This is a genomic window from Veillonella sp. CNR 79/14 (genome assembly GCF_003992185.1).
GTDB lineage: Bacteria > Bacillota > Negativicutes > Veillonellales > Veillonellaceae > F0422.
In genome coordinates, this window is sequence record NZ_RQVH01000002.1 from 72,702 (window position 1) to 91,514 (window position 18,813).

At 39.0% G+C, this 18,813-nt stretch carries 17 protein-coding genes; 2 read left to right on the forward strand and 15 right to left on the reverse strand.

Going from position 1 to position 18,813, the window contains the following annotated elements; translation table 11 throughout:
* Positions 1-198 precede the first annotated feature (198 nt).
* Entirely contained in the window at positions 199-5,301 is a 5,103-nt protein-coding gene (locus tag EO119_RS00960; protein ID WP_126940368.1) for a TonB-dependent receptor domain-containing protein, read from the reverse strand.
* A gap of 398 nt (positions 5,302-5,699) precedes the next feature.
* On the opposite strand from EO119_RS00960, the gene EO119_RS00965 reads away from it, so the two are divergent.
* Positions 5,700-6,671 (forward strand): sirohydrochlorin cobaltochelatase, encoded by a 972-nt coding sequence (locus EO119_RS00965; protein WP_370466826.1) that lies wholly within the window; start codon positions 5,700-5,702, stop codon positions 6,669-6,671.
* Positions 6,672-6,745: 74 nt separating this feature from the next.
* The gene (locus EO119_RS00970) at positions 6,746-7,690 is read left to right on the forward strand and encodes an ABC transporter substrate-binding protein (RefSeq protein WP_126940359.1); all 945 of its coding nucleotides are present in this window, start codon (positions 6,746-6,748) and stop codon (positions 7,688-7,690) included.
* A gap of 242 nt (positions 7,691-7,932) precedes the next feature.
* On the opposite strand, the gene EO119_RS00975 is transcribed toward EO119_RS00970, so the two are convergent.
* The 14 genes from EO119_RS00975 to EO119_RS01040 all read right to left on the reverse strand — a co-directional run bounded on the left by EO119_RS00975 (position 7,933) and on the right by EO119_RS01040 (position 18,484).
* On the reverse strand, positions 7,933-8,706 hold the full coding sequence (locus tag EO119_RS00975) for an ABC transporter ATP-binding protein (protein WP_126940360.1): 774 nt from the start codon (positions 8,704-8,706) through the stop codon (positions 7,933-7,935).
* Entirely contained in the window at positions 8,706-9,668 is a 963-nt protein-coding gene (locus EO119_RS00980; protein WP_370447265.1) for a FecCD family ABC transporter permease, read from the reverse strand. The genes EO119_RS00975 and EO119_RS00980 overlap by 1 nt, the downstream gene beginning before the upstream one ends.
* Before the next feature lie 35 nt (positions 9,669-9,703).
* A complete protein-coding gene (locus EO119_RS00985) occupies positions 9,704-10,369 on the reverse strand; it encodes a precorrin-8X methylmutase (RefSeq protein ID WP_062402575.1) in 666 nt (221 codons plus the stop codon).
* On the reverse strand, positions 10,356-11,132 hold the full coding sequence (gene cobK / locus EO119_RS00990) for a precorrin-6A reductase (RefSeq protein WP_126940362.1): 777 nt from the start codon (positions 11,130-11,132) through the stop codon (positions 10,356-10,358). Before cobK ends, EO119_RS00985 begins: the two co-directional genes overlap by 14 nt.
* Positions 11,129-11,818 carry a precorrin-3B C(17)-methyltransferase gene (cobJ, locus tag EO119_RS00995; RefSeq protein WP_240629359.1) on the reverse strand — a complete coding sequence of 230 codons (690 nt, stop codon included), beginning with the start codon at positions 11,816-11,818 and terminating at the stop codon, positions 11,129-11,131. Before cobJ ends, cobK begins: the two co-directional genes overlap by 4 nt.
* Positions 11,815-12,915: a cobalt-precorrin 5A hydrolase gene (locus EO119_RS01000; RefSeq protein ID WP_240632790.1), complete on the reverse strand. Its 1,101-nt coding sequence runs from the start codon at positions 12,913-12,915 to the stop codon at positions 11,815-11,817. The genes cobJ and EO119_RS01000 overlap by 4 nt, the downstream gene beginning before the upstream one ends.
* Positions 12,915-13,673: a precorrin-4 C(11)-methyltransferase gene (gene cobM / locus EO119_RS01005; protein ID WP_062402564.1), complete on the reverse strand. Its 759-nt coding sequence runs from the start codon at positions 13,671-13,673 to the stop codon at positions 12,915-12,917. Before cobM ends, EO119_RS01000 begins: the two co-directional genes overlap by 1 nt.
* A 1-nt stretch (position 13,674) precedes the next feature.
* Entirely contained in the window at positions 13,675-14,256 is a 582-nt protein-coding gene (gene cbiT, locus EO119_RS01010) for a precorrin-6Y C5,15-methyltransferase (decarboxylating) subunit CbiT (RefSeq protein WP_062402561.1), read from the reverse strand.
* The gene (cbiE, locus tag EO119_RS01015; RefSeq protein ID WP_126940364.1) at positions 14,253-14,879 is read right to left on the reverse strand and encodes a precorrin-6y C5,15-methyltransferase (decarboxylating) subunit CbiE; all 627 of its coding nucleotides are present in this window, start codon (positions 14,877-14,879) and stop codon (positions 14,253-14,255) included. The genes cbiT and cbiE overlap by 4 nt, the downstream gene beginning before the upstream one ends.
* Complete coding sequence (gene cbiD / locus EO119_RS01020; RefSeq protein WP_126940365.1) at positions 14,855-15,973, reverse strand: cobalt-precorrin-5B (C(1))-methyltransferase CbiD; 1,119 nt, start codon at positions 15,971-15,973, stop codon at positions 14,855-14,857. The genes cbiE and cbiD overlap by 25 nt, the downstream gene beginning before the upstream one ends.
* Before the next feature lie 54 nt (positions 15,974-16,027).
* Positions 16,028-16,522 carry a YajQ family cyclic di-GMP-binding protein gene (locus EO119_RS01025; RefSeq protein ID WP_062402554.1) on the reverse strand — a complete coding sequence of 165 codons (495 nt, stop codon included), beginning with the start codon at positions 16,520-16,522 and terminating at the stop codon, positions 16,028-16,030.
* Positions 16,523-16,702: 180 nt separating this feature from the next.
* Positions 16,703-16,915 carry a DNA-directed RNA polymerase subunit omega gene (gene rpoZ / locus EO119_RS01030; protein WP_009354099.1) on the reverse strand — a complete coding sequence of 71 codons (213 nt, stop codon included), beginning with the start codon at positions 16,913-16,915 and terminating at the stop codon, positions 16,703-16,705.
* A 30-nt stretch (positions 16,916-16,945) separates the two neighbouring features.
* Positions 16,946-17,578 (reverse strand): guanylate kinase, encoded by a 633-nt coding sequence (gene gmk, locus EO119_RS01035; RefSeq protein ID WP_009354106.1) that lies wholly within the window; start codon positions 17,576-17,578, stop codon positions 16,946-16,948.
* A 24-nt stretch (positions 17,579-17,602) separates the two neighbouring features.
* Positions 17,603-18,484 (reverse strand): YicC/YloC family endoribonuclease, encoded by an 882-nt coding sequence (locus EO119_RS01040; protein WP_126940366.1) that lies wholly within the window; start codon positions 18,482-18,484, stop codon positions 17,603-17,605.
* Between the last annotated feature and the right edge of the window lie 329 nt (positions 18,485-18,813).

Here is an 18,813-nt window from a genome sequence, read left to right on the forward strand (position 1 = left end):
ATTAGCCCATTCCGTTATATTTTTTGCAAATAATTCTCATATTTTTCATGTGTATAACTATTACTTTTGTTTTTCTTCTTTTACATTCCAAGTATATGTAACATAATAAATGCCTAATGAGCACCATAGATGTACTCATTAGGCATTAAAAATAGTTTCTTATACTATTGTATAGATTCATACAAATGTATGAGATACTTAGAATTTATACGTTCCTTGAATTCTTGTATAATTTCCTAATTTAAAGTTTTCTCCACCATATAATGTATCACGTTGTCCAGTCGCTTTTGCATCAAATGTGTAGAATGCTTCTAATAACAAGTCTTTACGTGGAACATAGCCGCCTCCAACAGTAAAGCTACTAATACCATCTAAGTAACGATCTGGTACAGAACCACTACCATTGCCGCCAAAGAAGGAACCATGATCAAATCGTTTGTAATCGATGAAACCATTCCAACTACCTGCACGTTTATAGTCGGATTGACCAATATCAAAACGTACTACCCAGAAGCTTGGATTTCCTCCCATTGAACGACCAGTTGGTGTAAAGTTAATACTACCTGGAACATAGTTATACACAGTGCGTCCATTCATATACCGTCCAAAATCAGTTCTATTTTGACCGTAATCAAAGGATACGGATGCATTACCTGTACTATATTTTGCTCCAATACCGACTACATTAGCCACACCTTTGAAAGTGGTACTTGATGTACCTAAGCCACTAGCAAATTGTACTGTATTTGTATCATTACCCATAGAGCGTAAGTACCAAGCAGTCAAACCTAATTGTTGACCTACCATATGGCGTAACTGTACATAGGCCGCTCGTTTAATCGGTGGAATGACATCACGTTGTAATACGATACCTTCTGCTGGAATGATAGCGCCAGTATATGGAATGAAAGCTTCTCGTGGTAATTTACTATGTCCATCTGTGGCTTCTAAGGCACTTACGATTTCATTGAAATATTGCGCTACAAGATATGGATACATACCTGATTCATATGTTTTAGCAATAGAAGATTCACCAGGAGTACCGATAGCAAGATAATTCATTTCATAAAGTTTATCGCCTATGTTATCTAACAAGCTACTCTCTGCCTCAACTTTTACTACCCCTGCATTAAATGAGTTTTTAGCAATAGCTTCTGCTTGTTCTTGATAACCTTTTAGGATTGCTTCTTTATTCGCTTTAAACCATTCTTTTAAAAACTCTTTTTTATTATTTCCCAGAACTTTCATATCAGTTAATTTTAATTTAAAGATAGGGTTATCTAGGTTTGCACCACTCGGACTGATTGCTTTAGTAAAGGAACTTTCCTTATCTGGCCCATCCACTACAGGTTGATCATCAGGTCCATATACTAGTTCTCCATCATCATCATACTTATAGCTTTTTTCTTTACCAGTTAGTCTATAAGTTATTTCTGGCATCTTAATTGGAATCGTAATTTCTTCTTCTGCTTTTTTAGCTACATTATATTTTTTAAAGCCTTTATCATGTCCATAGGCTTTTACAGCAAGCTCTTGCATGTGAGCAACAACACCATATTGAGCATCAATATTGGCATCTAATTTAGTAGTAACTTCTTCAAGTTCTTTTGTTTTTGCATCAATATCTTTTTTGTATTGCGCTTTCTTTTCAGGCGTATCAGCAATGTAGTCATTGTCCATATAATCTTTTAAGGTAGCAATTTCACTAGCAAATGTTTCTTTTTTCTCACTTAGTGATTTATAATCCCCTTGTAAAGCTTTCAGCTGTTGATAGAAGTTGATAGTATTTGGTGCATCTTTCACAACTTTTTCAACTTTTGCACCACCTACTAATTTTTTCTCTTCTTCAGAAAGACCCGTGTAATCAAAGGTTGTTCCTATGAATTCATCAACAGTCGGAGGTCGTTTAAATTTAGTGAAGATTGCATGGGTATATGCAGAATCTTCAATACCTGTACTATGACGGAAATCACCGTAACCAATACGTAATTGGTCTTTATCACTAGTCCAAACAGTACGTAATCCATCAAACTCCTTATTAAACCAGTATCCGGTCATACCAAATTTCTCAGTCAATCGACCGACACTGAAATCCCATTTAGCATGATGGTTTGTGACATCTATTGTTTCTAAACGGCTATGAGAAAGTCCTTTAGATCCTGTTGTCACATGGGATGCATCCACCCCCTCTTGACCTTGTGCTGTAGCTACTACTTTTACATTCGTATGATCTCCTACACGAGCATCAACACCTAATCGTAAACGACTATGGAAGCCATGTTCATTTTTATCTTGTAAGTTTTTCAATGCACCATCGCTAATTGAGCTGACTGCTGTCACACGGTTCGCTGGGCGATCGCTACCTAAATGACTATCTCCACCAAAGCGAATATCTCCCACTACGGTAGCACCTTTTTCTCGATGTTGATCAAATTGAGACTCTAATACAGATGATGTTAGAGATCCTTGAGCTTTCGATACAGAATGTTCCGTCATTGGAGTTGTACCATTATTCACTGCTACAGTCTTAGTATCAGTATATTTGGAACTACTAGATCCATCGGAACCAAATTTTAAGTTCATACCGAATCGGAACTGACGTCCTTGTAAGGCACGGTCGTCATCACGATGATTAAATAGATTGTTCATACCAAAGTACACAAGGGAATCTTTATCGATTTTTTTCTGTACAATCATATTCCAAATGCCATAGGTTTTCTTCTTGTACATATCAGCTGTTTTTTTCGTATTGAACTCGTATGTGATAATAGACTTATCATTATTAGCAGGGTCCACTTGTGATGTAATGTAGTTACCACCACCAGCAACAGAGTTACTATCTAACATACCATAATAGTAATCAGTCCAAATGTTGCCACTCCAGCCACTTACTTTATCTTCTAACTCCAATCCTAAATCCAATTTATGCATTGGTTTATCCAACAATCGTTTCGGCATATCTGGATTTGTTTTGTTCACTGCATCTAAATATGTATAACCTACTTTCAATTTCGCATGGTCATTCAACCGTTGTTTCACTTCTAGTTCAACACCATTGACACGAGCTTTTCCGATATTGCGGAATGTATAAAGCATATCTGGTGCATGCGCATATTTTGTAGCCCCGAAATAAGTGCTTTCATCGAGATATGGATAGAAATCCATTAAATGTCCAGTATTAGCAATGGTCATATAGTTGCGAATTTGATTACGGAAAGCCGTCAATTTCATATAGGTATTTTTATTTTCTCCTTCAAAGGAAATATCTATATTTTTTGACGTTTCAGGTTTTAATGTAGGGTTGCCAATCCAATACCAACCTAAGCGAGCACGTCCACCAGACAATGGAGCCACATTCGTTACCGTAGGTCCAAACATTTCCCAGTTATAGTATAATTCACCCATACCTGGCTCTGTATAACTAGTGCCGACATTTGCTTTCAATCGACGATGTGCATTCCCATTGACATTGTGAGTAACACCCATATTGAACGTCATATGAGATCCAAATAAATCACTATGATCTAAACGTACAATTGGTTGTAACAAAGTATCTTTGTTGATTTGCCATGTGTCTTGCAAGAAGAAGTGCTGTTTCCGTAATCTTGCACTACCCATGGTTTGTTGGTTAATGCGTTTATTGTATTCATCTTTGAAATGACCGCCATTAAATTGAGGTCGTACAATTTTGAAGGACGGATCTTCCATGTAATAGAATAAAGCTAAATAATCTTTATTAATTACAGGTGGTTTGACCCCATCAATGGTTTCTGTACCTTGATGACCTGGGCCATACTTAGCAATCAGTTCTTTATTGTATGGAATTTCATTTAATTTATCATTAAATGCCTTGAATCGTTTCAATGCTTCTGGGTTACGGGATTCCATATTGTTTGGCGTATATCCAGAGTTATACACAAGTCCATGGAATGCGGCTGGATCTAATCCTGCTTCTGGATCTAGATAGTTTTTAAAGTCTTCGTAGGTGAACTCTGGTACACTTGTTTTATCTGAACCATCATAACCATACCACTCTTTTTCTTTATCCCACCGTAATACGCCTTCTCCATTTTCTTTGAAAGAATGACGATAGATTGTACTATCTGGTTTTCCGTGTTTTACAGCTAAACTCTTATCATAGTCCCACGGGTCAATATTACGTACCCATGTATGAGGTGCACTTTTTAGTCGGCTACCTTCACCACTTTCAGTAGTATATCCAAAACCATAAGAAAGTAAGTGATTATCATTTGCCTGTGTGTCTCCAGTGATATTAAAGCTCCACTGCTTATGGTCCACATTGTCCACATAGTTCAATGTGTTTTTACCTTCATAATTACTGCGACCATACTCACTTGTTAAGGTTACATCATCTTCTTTCGTACGAGTATAGTTTAATTCAACCTTCCAATTGCTTTTTTCATCTTGTCCTGCATAGGAAAGGTTACTTTTATTTCTATCTAAATCACGTTTGTAATGAACTTGTGGTTCATCTTCAGAATTTGTACGTTTTACAAAACGTTCTAAATCTTCGTTATAACGGTCTGTTGTAAAGGTAAACGAATTATTTTGATTCACATCATAAATCGCAGACAATCCTAAATTGGAATTTGTCCCATAATATCTTAGGGAGTTTTTAGGAAACTGTTCATTGACAGTAGCATTTCCAAATGGAACTTCTTTTCTTTCCCTCGCAGCATATACAGGAACGATATCACGTTTACTACCATGAATATTGACACGTAATTTACCTTGTTGACCAGAGTCAGCACGCATAAAGAAGTTACTATATGGGAACAAACCTTGATCGCCACGGGAACGAATGCTTTCACCATTGATACGGATATTCGCATTTTTATTTGGTTTATTCGTAATTACATTGATAACACCACCAATAGCATCGGATCCATATTTTGCACTCGCAGCGCCTTGGATAATTTCTATACGTTCTACATTTTCTGTACCTAGTCGTTGTAATTCATCACCTTGACCTTGGTATTTTGCAAATTCACCCATCACTGGCTGCCCATCTACAAGAATTAATGTATGACGAGGTTCAGCACCACGAATCGATACACCGACACGACCCATGCTGTCCACTGTACGACTCACACCAGCTTGTGTAAATACAATATCTTCCACAGATTTAGCCTGTTTTTGTTCAATATCTTTTTTAGTAATGATTTGCACTTGTTGAGAGTTATATTTTGCTTCTTCTTGTGCACGGTCTGCTGTAACAAACACAGATCCTTCTGCCTGTACAGGTGCTAATCCACCAAGTAGATACCAAGAACAAGCCATCCAACTCATGACTGCACCAGTAAGTAAACGCTTCTGATACGGCTTAGAATAATGCATAGCATTCCACCATCTTCCTATAAATACAAATAAATTTGATAATATTAATCATTTGTATTATAGACCTAATCAAATATCACATCTACTCCATATGGATTTCAAATGCTCCATTTGATTCACGAATTGTAAAATTATATTTATATTTTAGACGATGAGTTCATGATAATATACTTTAATTATATCTAACTTTCATGATTATATGTTTATATTTCATTGACACTTATCACAGCTAGGAATATAATAATAAATGAGTATGAATAGGGAAATAAAGATTCATGCTTTTGGGTATATTCTAGTTTTAGGTAAGGAGAATTATTATGAAATTCTTTTCTAAAAGCGCTATGATTGCGGCATTAGCAGTAACTGCAGCTTTCGGCGTTTCTCAATCTACTGATGCGGCGTACATGTTAAACTCTGAAGTAAAAGATGCAACTCCAGCATTACAAGAAGCTGCTTCCATTGGTGTTCGCACATATGAAAATCCAATGATGAAAAACGCAATGAATAAAGATGCTATCGTAGTTATGTCCTTTGGCACTACTTTCAAAGATACTCGTGCAAAAACAATTGATGCTACTATCAATGAAATCAAAGCACAACATCCAAATGTTAAAGTTGTAACTGCTTTTACATCCCATATTATTATTGATCGCATTAAAGCCCATGAAGGTATTACATACCCTACTCCAGAAGAAGCATTAGACCAATTAAAAGCTGATGGATACACTCGTGTTGCTTTAACAACATTAAATATGATTCCAGGCATGGAATATAACTATGCTGGTGCTGTATTCAACCATCATAAACAAGATTTCAAAAAAATGACATTAGGTTTACCTTTAATGTACTGGATGGGCCAAGAAGAACAACGCGATGATATTGAACAAGCATTAAAAGCATACTCTTCCCAATTCCCTATGATCCAAACAAAAGATTCTGCTGTATTGATCATGGCTCATGGTACTCCAGATCCATCTAATGCGTACTATGCAGTAATCCAAGATCGTATCGATTCCATGGGATTCCAAAATACATACCTTTACACAGTTGAAGGATGGCCAAACCTTGAAACAGTAATCCCTCAATTGAAAGAAAAAGGTATCAAACACGTTACATTAATGCCATTAATGATGGTGGCTGGTGACCATGCAAACAACGACATGGCTGGTGACGAACCTGATTCACACAAAAGCATCCTTATGAAAGAAGGCTTCACTGTAGATACTTACATCCATGGTGCTGGTGAAAACCAACTAATCCGTGATATCTTTGCTGAACGTGCTTCCGAAGCATATGATGCATTAGTAAAATAATCGCATAACAACACTATAGTAGCAATAACAATAGGGGATACGATTCGTATCCCCTTATTTGAAAGAAATAAACAATGAAAATATATTTAAAAATTTGTAGCGCTGTCTTACTCTCCACTTCTTTGTTACTAGGTGGATGTGCAAAAACAGGTCCTACTACAACAGAAACAACTCGCACTGTCTCTTACCAAGATCAGTCCTACACAATTCCTGCTAACCCATCCAAGGTGGTATCCCTATCTAACTCTATTTCTAAAATGATCTATGCTGTAGGTGGCAAAGCCATCGCTCGTGTTGAAAGTAACGAAAAATTACCTAGTGAAATTGAATCATTACCAAGCATAGGCCATACAGCCAGTCCTAATATGGAACAATTAGTGGGTCTACATCCCGATTTAGTATTAGGATTACCTAGCCAGCATGAAAAATTCAAAGGGCAACTAGATAGCAATAACATTCCATCTATTTTGATTAACTATGATGGAATCAATGATAATATTCCATTATTAACATTATTGGGCAATATTTTCCATACAGAAGACAAGGCCAAATCTGTCATCGAAGATTACAATAAAAAAATCGATACAGTGAAAGCCTCGATTCCAAAAGATAAACCTGTCAAAGTCGCTGTTTTACGTGCTACCGGTAAATCGGTAACAGCAGAAACTCCTTTAGCAATCACGGCATCTATGGTTCATGAATTAGGCATTACTAATGTAGTAGAACAGCATTTAAAAGATAATGTAACTTCTAAAACAGTGCCTTATTCCTTAGAAACATTAACAGTAGATAACCCGGACATAATCCTTGTCGTTACCATGGGTAAGAAGGATGAAATCAATGCAACCTTTGCCAAAGAAATGACTAGCAACCCAGCTTGGAATCAATTACAAGCTGTGAAAAACGACAAAGTTATTTTCTTACCATCCCAATGGTTCTTATTGAATCCAGGACTAGAAACACCAGAAGCTATGGCTGAATTAGTCAATATTATCTATGGTGTGAAAGTACAATTTTAGATGATACAATAACATTTTTTGAGGACCCCTTCAAAAGGAACTCTGTATAACATAAAATGACTACACGAGAGTGTGTTTACTCCTGTGTAGTCATTTTTACTATCTTTTTGATTCTTTAAAAGTTGGGAAAATTAGTATTAGCTATATCAGTTGTACGATATTTTCGTACAACTGAATTAAATGCTCATGTTAGATTTTTTCTCTTAATAATTTTCATAAACCATAATCAGATTTCTCTAACTTTAAAGCAACCCCTGTATCCGTATATAAGGAAACTCCCCTACTTCTACATCGGTTCTAACAGCAAATACTTTCTCTAGTAATTCTTCTGTCATCACATCTTTTGGTGAGCCATCGGCTAAGATCTGTCCTTGATAGAGTACACCGACCCGATGGGAATATTGTGCAGCTTGGTTCAATTCATGAAGAACCATGACAACTGTTAACCCTTCACGGCGATTTAAGTCCTGTAATAACTCCATAATCTCCAATTGGTGGTTAATATCTAAATACGTAGTAGGCTCATCCAAGATTAACACTTTTGGTTCTTGAGCTAATGCCATGGCAATCCATACACGTTGCCGTTCCCCACCGGATAAGGAAGATACTAGCTGATTCCGCAAATGACTCACTTGTGTGGCCTCTAAGGCAGCATCTACCACTTCTTTATCATGAGACTCTTGTTGCTTCCACCAAGATTGGTAAGGGAATCGACCACAGTTGACAAGTTCTTCTACTAACATATCTTTCGGGATAGATGGTACTTGTGGTAAGAATGCCATATATCTAGCTAATTCTTTATTAGAATAGCCCTTTGCCTCTTTCCCTGCAATTTGGATGGTTCCGGTACTTTTAATTGCACTAGTAATGGCATGTAATAATGTACTTTTACCACAACCATTAGGACCGATTAAGGTAGCGATTTCCCCTTCATAGACCGTCCAATCAATGCTCTTTAAGACTTCTTTTTCACCGAAGGAGACACGACAATCTTTCACAGAAATTACTGGTTTCATTAGTCATCCCTCCTCAATAAATACAAGAAGAATGGAGCGCCGAAGAAAGCCATAATGATGCCTACTGGAATCTCGATAGGACTAAATAATGTACGTCCCACTGTGTCGCTGATAACAAGCACAAAGGCTCCTAAGAAGGCAGATCCTGGCAATAAGAAGCGATAATCTGTGCCCAACATCATGCGCGCAATGTGTGGAATAATCAATCCTACGAAACCAATTAAACCCGCTACTGATACGGCACTGGCTGCTAATAATGCTGCCACAGCTGTCATCATAAACCGTGTTTTTTCAACGGCTAAGCCTAAACTGCGTGCTGTTTCATCGCCTAAGCTGAGTATGGTCAATCGTTTTGCCCCTAAGAAGGCAAATAACAAGCCCCCTATGGTATACGGAATTAAGACATACACTTGCGGCCAACTACGAGCGGCTAGACCGCCAACCATCCATAGTAGAGCCCCTTGCACTCGATCTCCATAGAATACGAGAAGGGCAGATATCATGGACCCTAAGAATGCTGCTACGGCTACGCCAGCCAAGATAATACGACTTGGACGTATACCCTGTTTCCAGGCCAAGGCATATACAAGTATGGCCGCTGTCAAAGCGCCAATAAAGGCGATGAATGGCACCGCATATTCTAGGTAAGGAAATAAAATTAATACTATGACACCAGCTAATCCTGCACCTGAGGAAACCCCTACGATTTGCGGATCTGCTAATGGATTTTTCATAACTGCTTGTAAGATAGCACCTGCTACAGCTAGATTCGAGCCTACTAGGGCCGCGACTATATTTCTCGGTAAGCGAATGTTCCATATGACTAGTGAATTTGTATCAGATAAAGTGGGAGACCACAATGTATGCCATATTTGAGCCAATGTAGTCTGGGCGGACCCAAATACTAAAGACAAGATGAGGGCAGCAATCGCTGCTGCCCCAAACACTAGAACGAGAAACATACGCCATGCATTGCGTGTTTTACTCGTTCTATTCATTATTTCTTTTCTTTTCCTTCTACAAATAACATGTCGTTACGTTTTACATCTGTGTAGAACAATGCGTTAACAACGGATGCAGCAATGGAGCTACCACCTTTGTTACCTTGAATTGTAATGTAAGGAACTGGAGATACTTCTGCCAAATAATCTTTAGATTCTGCAGCACCTACGAAGCCTACTGGAATCCCAATGATTAAAGCAGGACGAATGCCTTCTTCTAAGGCAAGGCGCAATACTTCGTATAAAGCAGTTGGTGCATTACCAATTGCCACGATTTGGCCTTCTAACTGTTTACCGAATGTACGCATCGCAGCAATAGAGCGTGTTACGCCTAATTCTTTTGCCATTTCAGCCACTTTTTCGTCACGAATTAAGCAATGTGCTTCACTGTTATGAAGTTTCAATGCTGGTTTAGAAATACCTGTGCGCACCATTTCCACGTCAGTGTAAACATGAGCGCCATTGTTAACAGCTGCAATTCCAGCCGCTACAGCACCTTCACTAGTACGGAATAATTTTGCATATTCTACGTCACCAGACGCATGAATGGTACGAGATACCACACGAATTTCGTCCTCAGTAAATCCCATATCTTTAACATATGGATAGATAATTTCCATACTTTTATCTTCAATTGCTTTCGGGTTTTTAATGTAATCCATCGTAATCCTCCCATAGGGTTTTAAATTCTTCTACTGTTGAAATCGTCACTGCTCCTTTCGCCGGTGTTGGGCGATCGATAACAATGACATGAACATCTAAATCGATAGCAGCTTGTAACTTAGTGTCCGAACCTCCTACAAGGCCAGAGTTTTTCATGACTACTACCTCTGCTTTTGTATCTTGGAACATGACCTTATTCATGTCATAAGAAAATGGTCCTTGCATAGCAATGGTATGTTTAGGAGATACTCCCAAATCTTCCATCATTTGCAGCACTTCCGCCGTCGGTAATACACGGGTCCATACTTCCTTATCTTGTAGAGCTTCGGACTTGGCAAAGACATGCATCGTCTTACTACCTGTTGTAAGATATACCACCTTACCTAATTCACCTGCTAAAGTAGCTGCCTCTTCTTCATTGCTCACATGATGTAATTTATCATACTCTGGCAATGACACTTCTTTCCGTTCAAATCGAATGAAAGGAATTTCCATATCTGCAGCGGCTTCGCGAGCTGTGGCAGTCACAATCGCCGCATAGGGATGGCTCGCATCAATAAGCATCGTTATGCCTTTATTTTGAATGAGAGCTTTCATCTCCTCTAAATTTAAGCGTCCTTCATGAACTTCAATGCCTGGATGAGATGCTAATTGTGCCCCATATTGGCTCACCACAGACACCAACACAGGTAATCCTGTATGCTCTTGTACTGCTACCGCCAAATTACGGCCATCTAGCGTACCCGCTATAACCCAAATCACAGTTTATATCCTCGCGGCGTAATGATTTTACCATTTTCCACATACGTTTGGCTGTTACCAATGATAACTAATGTTTGCATATCGATTTCTTCTTTGTGGAAATGTTCTAAATCAGAAATAATAATATGTTGACCTACACGACCTGCTTTTTGGACAATGCCTACTGGCGTTTTAGGGTCACGATGTTGCAATACTAGTTCACGTACTTCATCTAAATGTGTCACACGTTTTTTACTGCGTGGGTTGTATAAAGCGATAACCATATCACCTTCTGCACATAGAGCTGCACGTTTTTTGATTAAGTCCCATGGTGTCATCAAATCGCTCAAGCTAATAACAGCAAAATCATGCATCAATGGAGCACCTAACACAGCTGCTGCCATGTTTACAGCGCTTAAACCTGGTACGATATGTACAGGAGGGCGTTTTTCCTCTGCCACTTTATTAGCCAATTCGATAACAAGTCCAGCCATACCGTATACACCAGGGTCACCGCTAGATACTACCACCACTTTATAACCTTCTACAGCTAAATCCACTGCTTGTTGGCAACGATCTACTTCTTGCATCATGCCTGTACCTACAGTTACTTTGTCTGCTACAAGGTCTTTAATTAAATCTAAATAGGTAATGTAACCTACTACACGGTCAGCTTGTAGAATCGCTTCGCGTGCTTCTGGCGTCATGAATTCTGGATTACCAGGTCCGATTCCGATGACTTGTAATGTACCCGTGCAATGGCTACGGTTGTTCTCGGAAATATTGTTTTGTGTTGCAGTAGCTCCTGCCCCTGCGCTAGTAATAGTGCTGTCGTTTCGCATACGTTTCCTACTCCTATGGTTTGTTTAACAAAATTTGATTCTATAATTTGTGCCTCTTCAATACAAGGGGCCATTTCTTCTTGTGTATAAAATTGGATAGGCCATTTAAGTTCTTCCACGGCTTCCAATAATCCTATTTCATCAGCTTTTACGATGACTGAGCCCGCTCCTTTGACACTTAATGGGGATCGTCCTACATTTTGCAATGATTCTGCTACGGCTGAAAGTATCAATTCTTTCGGTGTATCACGGCGACATCCGATGCCTACCGTCATAGTCGGTGGTCGCAGCACCAGTGTAACACCTATACAATCAATGGTTCTATCTGTAATGACAACCTTTGGCTCATTCCCCCATGGGAATGCTTCCTCTGGATGGAAGAGAGCATAGTCCACTTGATGTGCTTGTACAGCCCTTTCAAAGTCATCTGCCAAAGTACTATCTAAATAATATTTGACAGTTTCTCCATTGACGATAGCCGCATTCACCTTGATAAGCATGGAGAAGTCTTCTACCTTGGCGCCTATCTTACGAGCCAATACATCTGGTGCGGGCAACTGATTCACGTCTGTAGCTGTCGTAATCACTGGAGTTGCACCCGTAATCATTGCCACCTCGCTAGTCCATTCATTAGCGCCACCTAAATGTCCAGATAATAGGCTAATCACAAAGTGACCACCTTCATCCATCACTAAAATAGCTGGATCTTCCGATTTATGCTTGATAAAAGGTGCAATCATACGCACTACAATGCCTGTGGCCATAACGAATAAGATGCGGTCATAGTCTTTCCACAACTGTTCTATATGCATTTTCAAAGAAGAAAAGGATATGGCTGTGTCTCCACTTTCACGCTCTACTTTTTCATAACAGTCCACCACATGTTCCTGTATATAGGCACTGCGTACTTGTTGGCCTAGCTTAGCCCCACGTTTTGTAACAGATACGATAGCAATCTTCATTACTTAGCATCTCGATACATATGAGCAAAGCCTTTGTCATAGAGTTTAGATAATTCATAATCTGTATCCAGTACACGGCTTACTACAATCATAGCTTGGCGGATAACGCCTTCTTCTGCCACCACATCAGCAATCGTTTCTAAAGTACCACGAATGATGCGTTGGTCTGGCCAAGATGCTTTCACAACGATAGCCACTGGTGTCGTTTTATCGTATCCACCTTCAATTAATTCTGCTGCCACTTTATCAATCATTTGTACAGACAAGAAAATGCACATAGTAGCGCCATGGCTAGCCAACATAGATAATTTTTCTTTTTCTGGCATAGGCGTTCTGCCTTCCATGCGAGTGATGATCACAGTTTGGGTTACATTTGGCAGTGTGTACTCTTGTTGCAAGGCTGCTGCTGTTGCTAAGAAGGAGCTTACCCCAGGTGTTACATCATAAGTGATCCCCATTTCTTTCAAAGCATCCATTTGCTCTTGGATCGCTCCATAGATAGCTGGGTCACCTGTGTGTAAACGCACTACCGTTTTACCTTCTGCCACTCTAGCTTTTGTGACTGCTAATACATCATCTAAGCTCATAGACGCAGAATTATGTATTTCACAGCCTTCTTTACAAGCTTCTAAAATTGCTGGGTTCACCAAGGAACCAGCGTAGATTACTACATCTGCTTCTTGTACCAATCGGTATCCCTTACGGGTAATTAATTCCGGATCTCCAGGGCCTGCGCCCACGATATGCACTTGTGCCATATTATGCCTCCTGTTTCACTGCAGTTACGATAAAAATAGGGCTCAATGGATTTAATAAATGGTATGGACCAGCTTTTCTGAAACGGCTCACTTGCATTTGAAACCCTTCATAAGTATACGGTCTACCTTTTAGTTCTTTTAAAATGGTATATCCTGTTTCCATAGTCACAGCGGTTACTACAAGACGACCGCCCACTTTTAACAACCGTGTGGCTTCGTCCATAATCGTCCCCATACCACCAGCGCTACCACCGATGATAACAGCGTCTAATTCTGGTAAATCTTCCATACCTTCTGGCGCTTTAGCTTCAATAATTGTTAAGTTTTTTACACCAAATTTTTCTTGATTTTGGCGAATTAAATCTGTCGCTTTTTCAAAGCGTTCGATAGCGTATACATGTCCTTTCGGAGCAGCTATGGCAGCTTCAATCGAAATGGAACCAGTACCAGCTCCCACATCGAGAACCACGCTATCTTCTTCCACACGAGCTGCATTCATGACTACCATACGAATTTCTTTTTTCGTCATTGGCACATCGCCACGAATAAATTCCTCGTCTTCAATTCCAAAAAAATGTCTCATCCTAATACCACCATTACGGAGTGCCCAAAGCCCTCCAATTTTTGTAATTCTTCTAATGTACCGCGTTCAATACGCTCATCTTCATAACTCAATCGTTCACAGGCTGCCGCTTTTGTATTCTTCGGCCAACCATGCTCTTCGATTAAATATCTTGCAATATAGGCAGGATTTTGTTCAGGATCCGTTAAGAAACCTAACTTACGTCCTTCTGCATAATACAAATCTGTTTCCTCTGGTCGACGACCGTGAAAGCTCATTAAATCTGCATTGTGCCATACTTCTCCAAGTCTAGCAAAGGCAAATGTCATAGAGCTAATTCCTGGTGTTACATCGATAGGATGGTTAGGAAACTTAGTTTTTAAATACGGCAATAAAGAATAATATCCTGTATCACCGCTGACTAAGACTACAATGTCATTGGATTGTAGTTGCTGTCCCATCCACTCTGCCATAGGTGCTAGTTTCGCAATAGGAAAGGTTTCCTGACCTGGCTGAGCAAAATCTTCTAATGCTCGCTCACTTCCTACCAGAACTTTAGCCTGCTTGATTAGATGTAATCCTCTAGGTACTACATACTCTGGGTTCCCAGGGCCAATACCTACGACATACAAGGTATGTGCCATGATTCTTCTTCTCCTATTTCCTTCGCTACCTCATCGACGGCCAATATAGTGCCATCTAGGGTAGATATGATAATACCAACCTTTGCATCTTGCGCAATATAGCGCATAGAACGCAAGGACGCTCGATCCGCTACACGCTGATAAATGCCCTCTAAGTGTTCCCGTTCAATAATTGGCATGGCAGCCTCTGTTGTGCGACAGTCCATCAATTCTTCACAAACTTCTCGAGATGCCCCTTCTAAGGCTGCATAAGCTACAATCGTTTCCATACGTCCATCACTCATGCGATTATGGGTATGAAAGCTGCCGCTAGCCAATTTGATAATTTTACCAATGTGACCAATGATGAGGATATTTTTAAATCCAATTTTGACACATTGTTCTAGCATGAAGCCAATAAAATTACTTGTTTCTGCCATTTGATTGATAGAAATTCCTAGTTGTTCTTTTGCGATTTCTTGACCAATACGCCCCGGCACTAAGATAGCTGTTGTATAGCCTGCTTCTTTCATGACACGCAATTGCGGTACTAAAGAGTTTTTGAACCCTTCTTCACTCATTGGTTTTACAATACCTGTTGTACCAATGATGGAAATACCACCTTCAATACCAAGAGTGCCATTCAAGGTCTTTCTAGCTAAGGTCTCCCCAGCTGGTACGGATACTTTCACATGAATGCCCATGCCCTTTGGTACGAGCTCTTCGAATACATAGGAAATCATCGTTCTAGGCCCTGGATTGATAGCAGGTTCTCCTACAGGTAAGGCTAGGCCCGGCTTAGTCACTATACCCACTCCAAACCCAGCTTCATACGTAATGGCTCCTGATTGATTTAATGTTACCGTGGTCACAATATCTGTACCATGGGTCACATCTGGATCATCACCACCATCTTTTACAACTGTCACCATTACTTCTGCAGGAGAGAGAACCTCAACCTTAGAAATAGGCACATCAATGAATGCATCTTGAGGATTTCGTATAGAAACTTGATCTACAATTTCTTCTTCAATGAGAGCAAGGAGTCCAGCCTTTACCCCTGCTGTTGCACAGGAACCAGTGGTGTATCCACCACGCATATCTTCTACGTTCATAGTCCCTCACATGATAAAATAGGAGCATCCATTGGGTGATGCTCCTTTATTTAATTAAGATCGGAAATTCACAAATTGTAATTCCACAGGTAAATCTTGTTCACGAAGCATAGTAATCACTGCTTGCAATTGATCTTTATCTTTTCCTGCTACACGTACTTGGTCTTCCATAATTTGAGCCGTCACTTTTAATTTCATATTTTTAATTAATTTGACAACATCTTTAGCCACCTCTTTAGAGATACCATTCTTAATAGTCACAACTTGACGTACAGTGCCGCCAGATGCTGGTTCGATTTTACCATACTCTAAATTTTTAATGGCTACATTACGTTTTACCATTTTACCTTTTAGGACATCAATAATGGCTCCTAATTTATATTCATCATCACAATGAATTTTAATGGTATCACCATCATGTTCTATATCTGCTTTGCTATTACGAAAATCATAGCGTGTACCGATTTCTTTCTTCGCTTGATTTACTGCATTATCTACTTCTTGCATATCCACTTCGGATACAACATCAAATGAACAATCTTTAGCCATATAAACCTCCAATAATTATTTACATGAACAGTTTAATTATACCCTAAATACCTTATATTTTCTACCTTTTCAGGTGCTTTTATTATAGCTTTTAGGAATGTAGTATACGTTAAAAAAATACCTAATGAATACAGCTTTGATTCCTCTATTCATTAGGTATCTTATCATCATAATATAAACTTATTTCACACCATCTTTAGTGCGTTCGAAACCTACTTGTTCTGCAGCGATTTCATATAAAGCAATAGATACAGGGTTTTCTGTTCCTACTTCACCTACAAGGGATGGATCTCCATCTGTCAGTTCACGAGCACGCTTAGCTGCTAATGTTACCAACGTGTATTTGCTGTCCACCTGTTTTTCTAAATCTTTTAAATGCGGTTCTACCATCATAATGAACGTCTCCTTTATCTACTTACTATATTATTGCTGTCCTTGTTCATTGCTATACCGTTTATAAATGTATTGAATCTTTTCTTTGTTGCGACTAATCTTACATGTTTCAGCTCGCAAGATAGAAGCTGTTCGTTCAATGGCATCTTCCAAATCATCATTCACCACTATGTAGTCATAACGATGTGCTAATGCTAATTCTGAACAAGCTAAAGATAAACGTTTATGAATCACTTCTTTATCATCCGTACCACGACCATGCAAACGAGATGTTAACACATCTAAGGATGGCGGCACAACGTAGATAAAGACAGCATCGCTGTAGGATTCTTTTACCTTCATAGCTCCTTGAATATCAATCTCCAAAATCACACTCTTACCTTCTTCTAGTAAGTTCATGACGTGCTCTTTCGGTGTACCATAGTAATTATCGTACACTTTTGCATATTCTAAGAATGCATCTTCTTTGATTAATTTTTCGAATGTATCTACATCTCGGAAGAAATAGCTAATGCCCTCTTCTTCACCCACTCGTGGTTGACGTGTAGTCATCGATACAGAATAGACCAAATTCGGCATTTGTTTACGGAGTTCTGCACAAATCGTGCCTTTTCCTGCCCCAGATGGTCCTGAAATGACGATTAATATTCCTTTATCAGACATGATAACTCCAATACTACTTACACATTATTCTATATTCTGAATTTGCTCTCTTACTTTTTCTAACTCTACTTTCAACTGTACAACTGTATCTACAATTGTAATTTCATTCCCCTTAGATCCCATTGTATTGACCTCACGGTTCATTTCTTGTAACAAGAAATCTAACTTGCGTCCAATAGGCCCTTCTTCCTCAAGGATTTCCTTTAATTGTACCACATGTGAGGCAAATCGGGCAATCTCTTCTGAAATATCTACCTTATCTGAAAGTATAGCCACTTCTTGCATAAACCGTTCTTCTTGAAAATCTACGCCCACTTTATCTAGCATAGTTTGGATTCTTTGCAATAATCGCTCTTCATGGTGCGCTAAGGCTACGTCTCTTCGACTTTCCATGTAAGCAAATAATGTTTCAATTCCTTGAAGTCGTTTTGTAATATCCTCTTTCATCGCAATGCCTTCTTTAGCACGCATATCAAGAACACCGTCTATGGCCAATTTTGTAGCCTCTTCTAAGGCACGTCCTATGGCATCTTCGTCAGTAGGTGGTTCCTCTACAGTAATCCAATCTGAAGAAATGGACATAATTGCCGATAAAGGGACCTCTTTCACATCTGTATAGAATCCTTCATCTACTAAAAACTGTTTAATCTGTCCACATAAAGCACGATTCATCCGCAAGTCTTTTTCTTGCTCACCAGATTCTTTATAGAGAATAGCCACCTCTACCTTACCACGTTGAAAGGCAGATTGGATTAACCGTCGTACTTTATCCTCAAAGATATTAAATTGTTTAGGGCTTTTAATAGTAATGTCACAATATCTTGTGTTTACCGTTTTAATCTCTACTTGGAAACTTCCTGTTTCTGTAGTCACTATGCCGCGACCAAAGCCTGTCATACTGTTCATGGATTTACCTCGCGTTTCCGTTCTATTTCTTACCTTTCAGTATAGCACGGTAGGAGTAAAAATAAAACGTTTTATTTGCTCTAATCTATATCTACCATAACGTTACTATAGTTAGAAATTTTATTTCACTGCTAATTCAGATATGCATTATTCTTCTCTTATATATCGCTCTCAATGAAACATCAAGTTTAACAATGTCTCTATTCAGCTATATTTTGGGTGTCATACCTTTAATTCAAAACCTACCTATATCTCCTAGTACTAGATTAGTGTATACTAGTATAGTGATAGTTTTTAAATTTTTCTCTTACTAATAGATAGTATAAGAA

What these genes read in the sequence shown, in the direction of transcription:
- EO119_RS00980 (WP_370447265.1), bottom strand. Translation starts at nt 9,668, where the DNA reads ATGTTTCTCGTTCTAGTGTTTGGGGCAGCAGCGATTGCTGCCCTCATC.
- EO119_RS00965 (WP_370466826.1), top strand. Translation starts at nt 5,700, where the DNA reads ATGATTGCGGCATTAGCAGTAACTGCAGCTTTCGGCGTTTCTCAATCT.
- cobM (WP_062402564.1), bottom strand. Translation starts at nt 13,673, where the DNA reads ATGGCACAAGTGCATATCGTGGGCGCAGGCCCTGGAGATCCGGAATTA.
- cbiT (WP_062402561.1), bottom strand. Translation starts at nt 14,256, where the DNA reads ATGAGACATTTTTTTGGAATTGAAGACGAGGAATTTATTCGTGGCGAT.
- EO119_RS00985 (WP_062402575.1), bottom strand. Translation starts at nt 10,369, where the DNA reads ATGGATTACATTAAAAACCCGAAAGCAATTGAAGATAAAAGTATGGAA.
- rpoZ (WP_009354099.1), bottom strand. Translation starts at nt 16,915, where the DNA reads ATGATGGTAGAACCGCATTTAAAAGATTTAGAAAAACAGGTGGACAGC.
- cobJ (WP_240629359.1), bottom strand. Translation starts at nt 11,818, where the DNA reads ATGACGCCAGAAGCACGCGAAGCGATTCTACAAGCTGACCGTGTAGTA.
- cbiE (WP_126940364.1), bottom strand. Translation starts at nt 14,879, where the DNA reads ATGGCACATACCTTGTATGTCGTAGGTATTGGCCCTGGGAACCCAGAG.
- EO119_RS00970 (WP_126940359.1), top strand. Translation starts at nt 6,746, where the DNA reads ATGAAAATATATTTAAAAATTTGTAGCGCTGTCTTACTCTCCACTTCT.
- EO119_RS01025 (WP_062402554.1), bottom strand. Translation starts at nt 16,522, where the DNA reads ATGGCTAAAGATTGTTCATTTGATGTTGTATCCGAAGTGGATATGCAA.
- EO119_RS00960 (WP_126940368.1), bottom strand. Translation starts at nt 5,301, where the DNA reads ATGGCTTGTTCTTGGTATCTACTTGGTGGATTAGCACCTGTACAGGCA.
- EO119_RS01000 (WP_240632790.1), bottom strand. Translation starts at nt 12,915, where the DNA reads ATGAAGATTGCTATCGTATCTGTTACAAAACGTGGGGCTAAGCTAGGC.
- cbiD (WP_126940365.1), bottom strand. Translation starts at nt 15,973, where the DNA reads ATGAACGTAGAAGATATGCGTGGTGGATACACCACTGGTTCCTGTGCA.
- EO119_RS00975 (WP_126940360.1), bottom strand. Translation starts at nt 8,706, where the DNA reads ATGAAACCAGTAATTTCTGTGAAAGATTGTCGTGTCTCCTTCGGTGAA.
- gmk (WP_009354106.1), bottom strand. Translation starts at nt 17,578, where the DNA reads ATGTCTGATAAAGGAATATTAATCGTCATTTCAGGACCATCTGGGGCA.
- EO119_RS01040 (WP_126940366.1), bottom strand. Translation starts at nt 18,484, where the DNA reads ATGAACAGTATGACAGGCTTTGGTCGCGGCATAGTGACTACAGAAACA.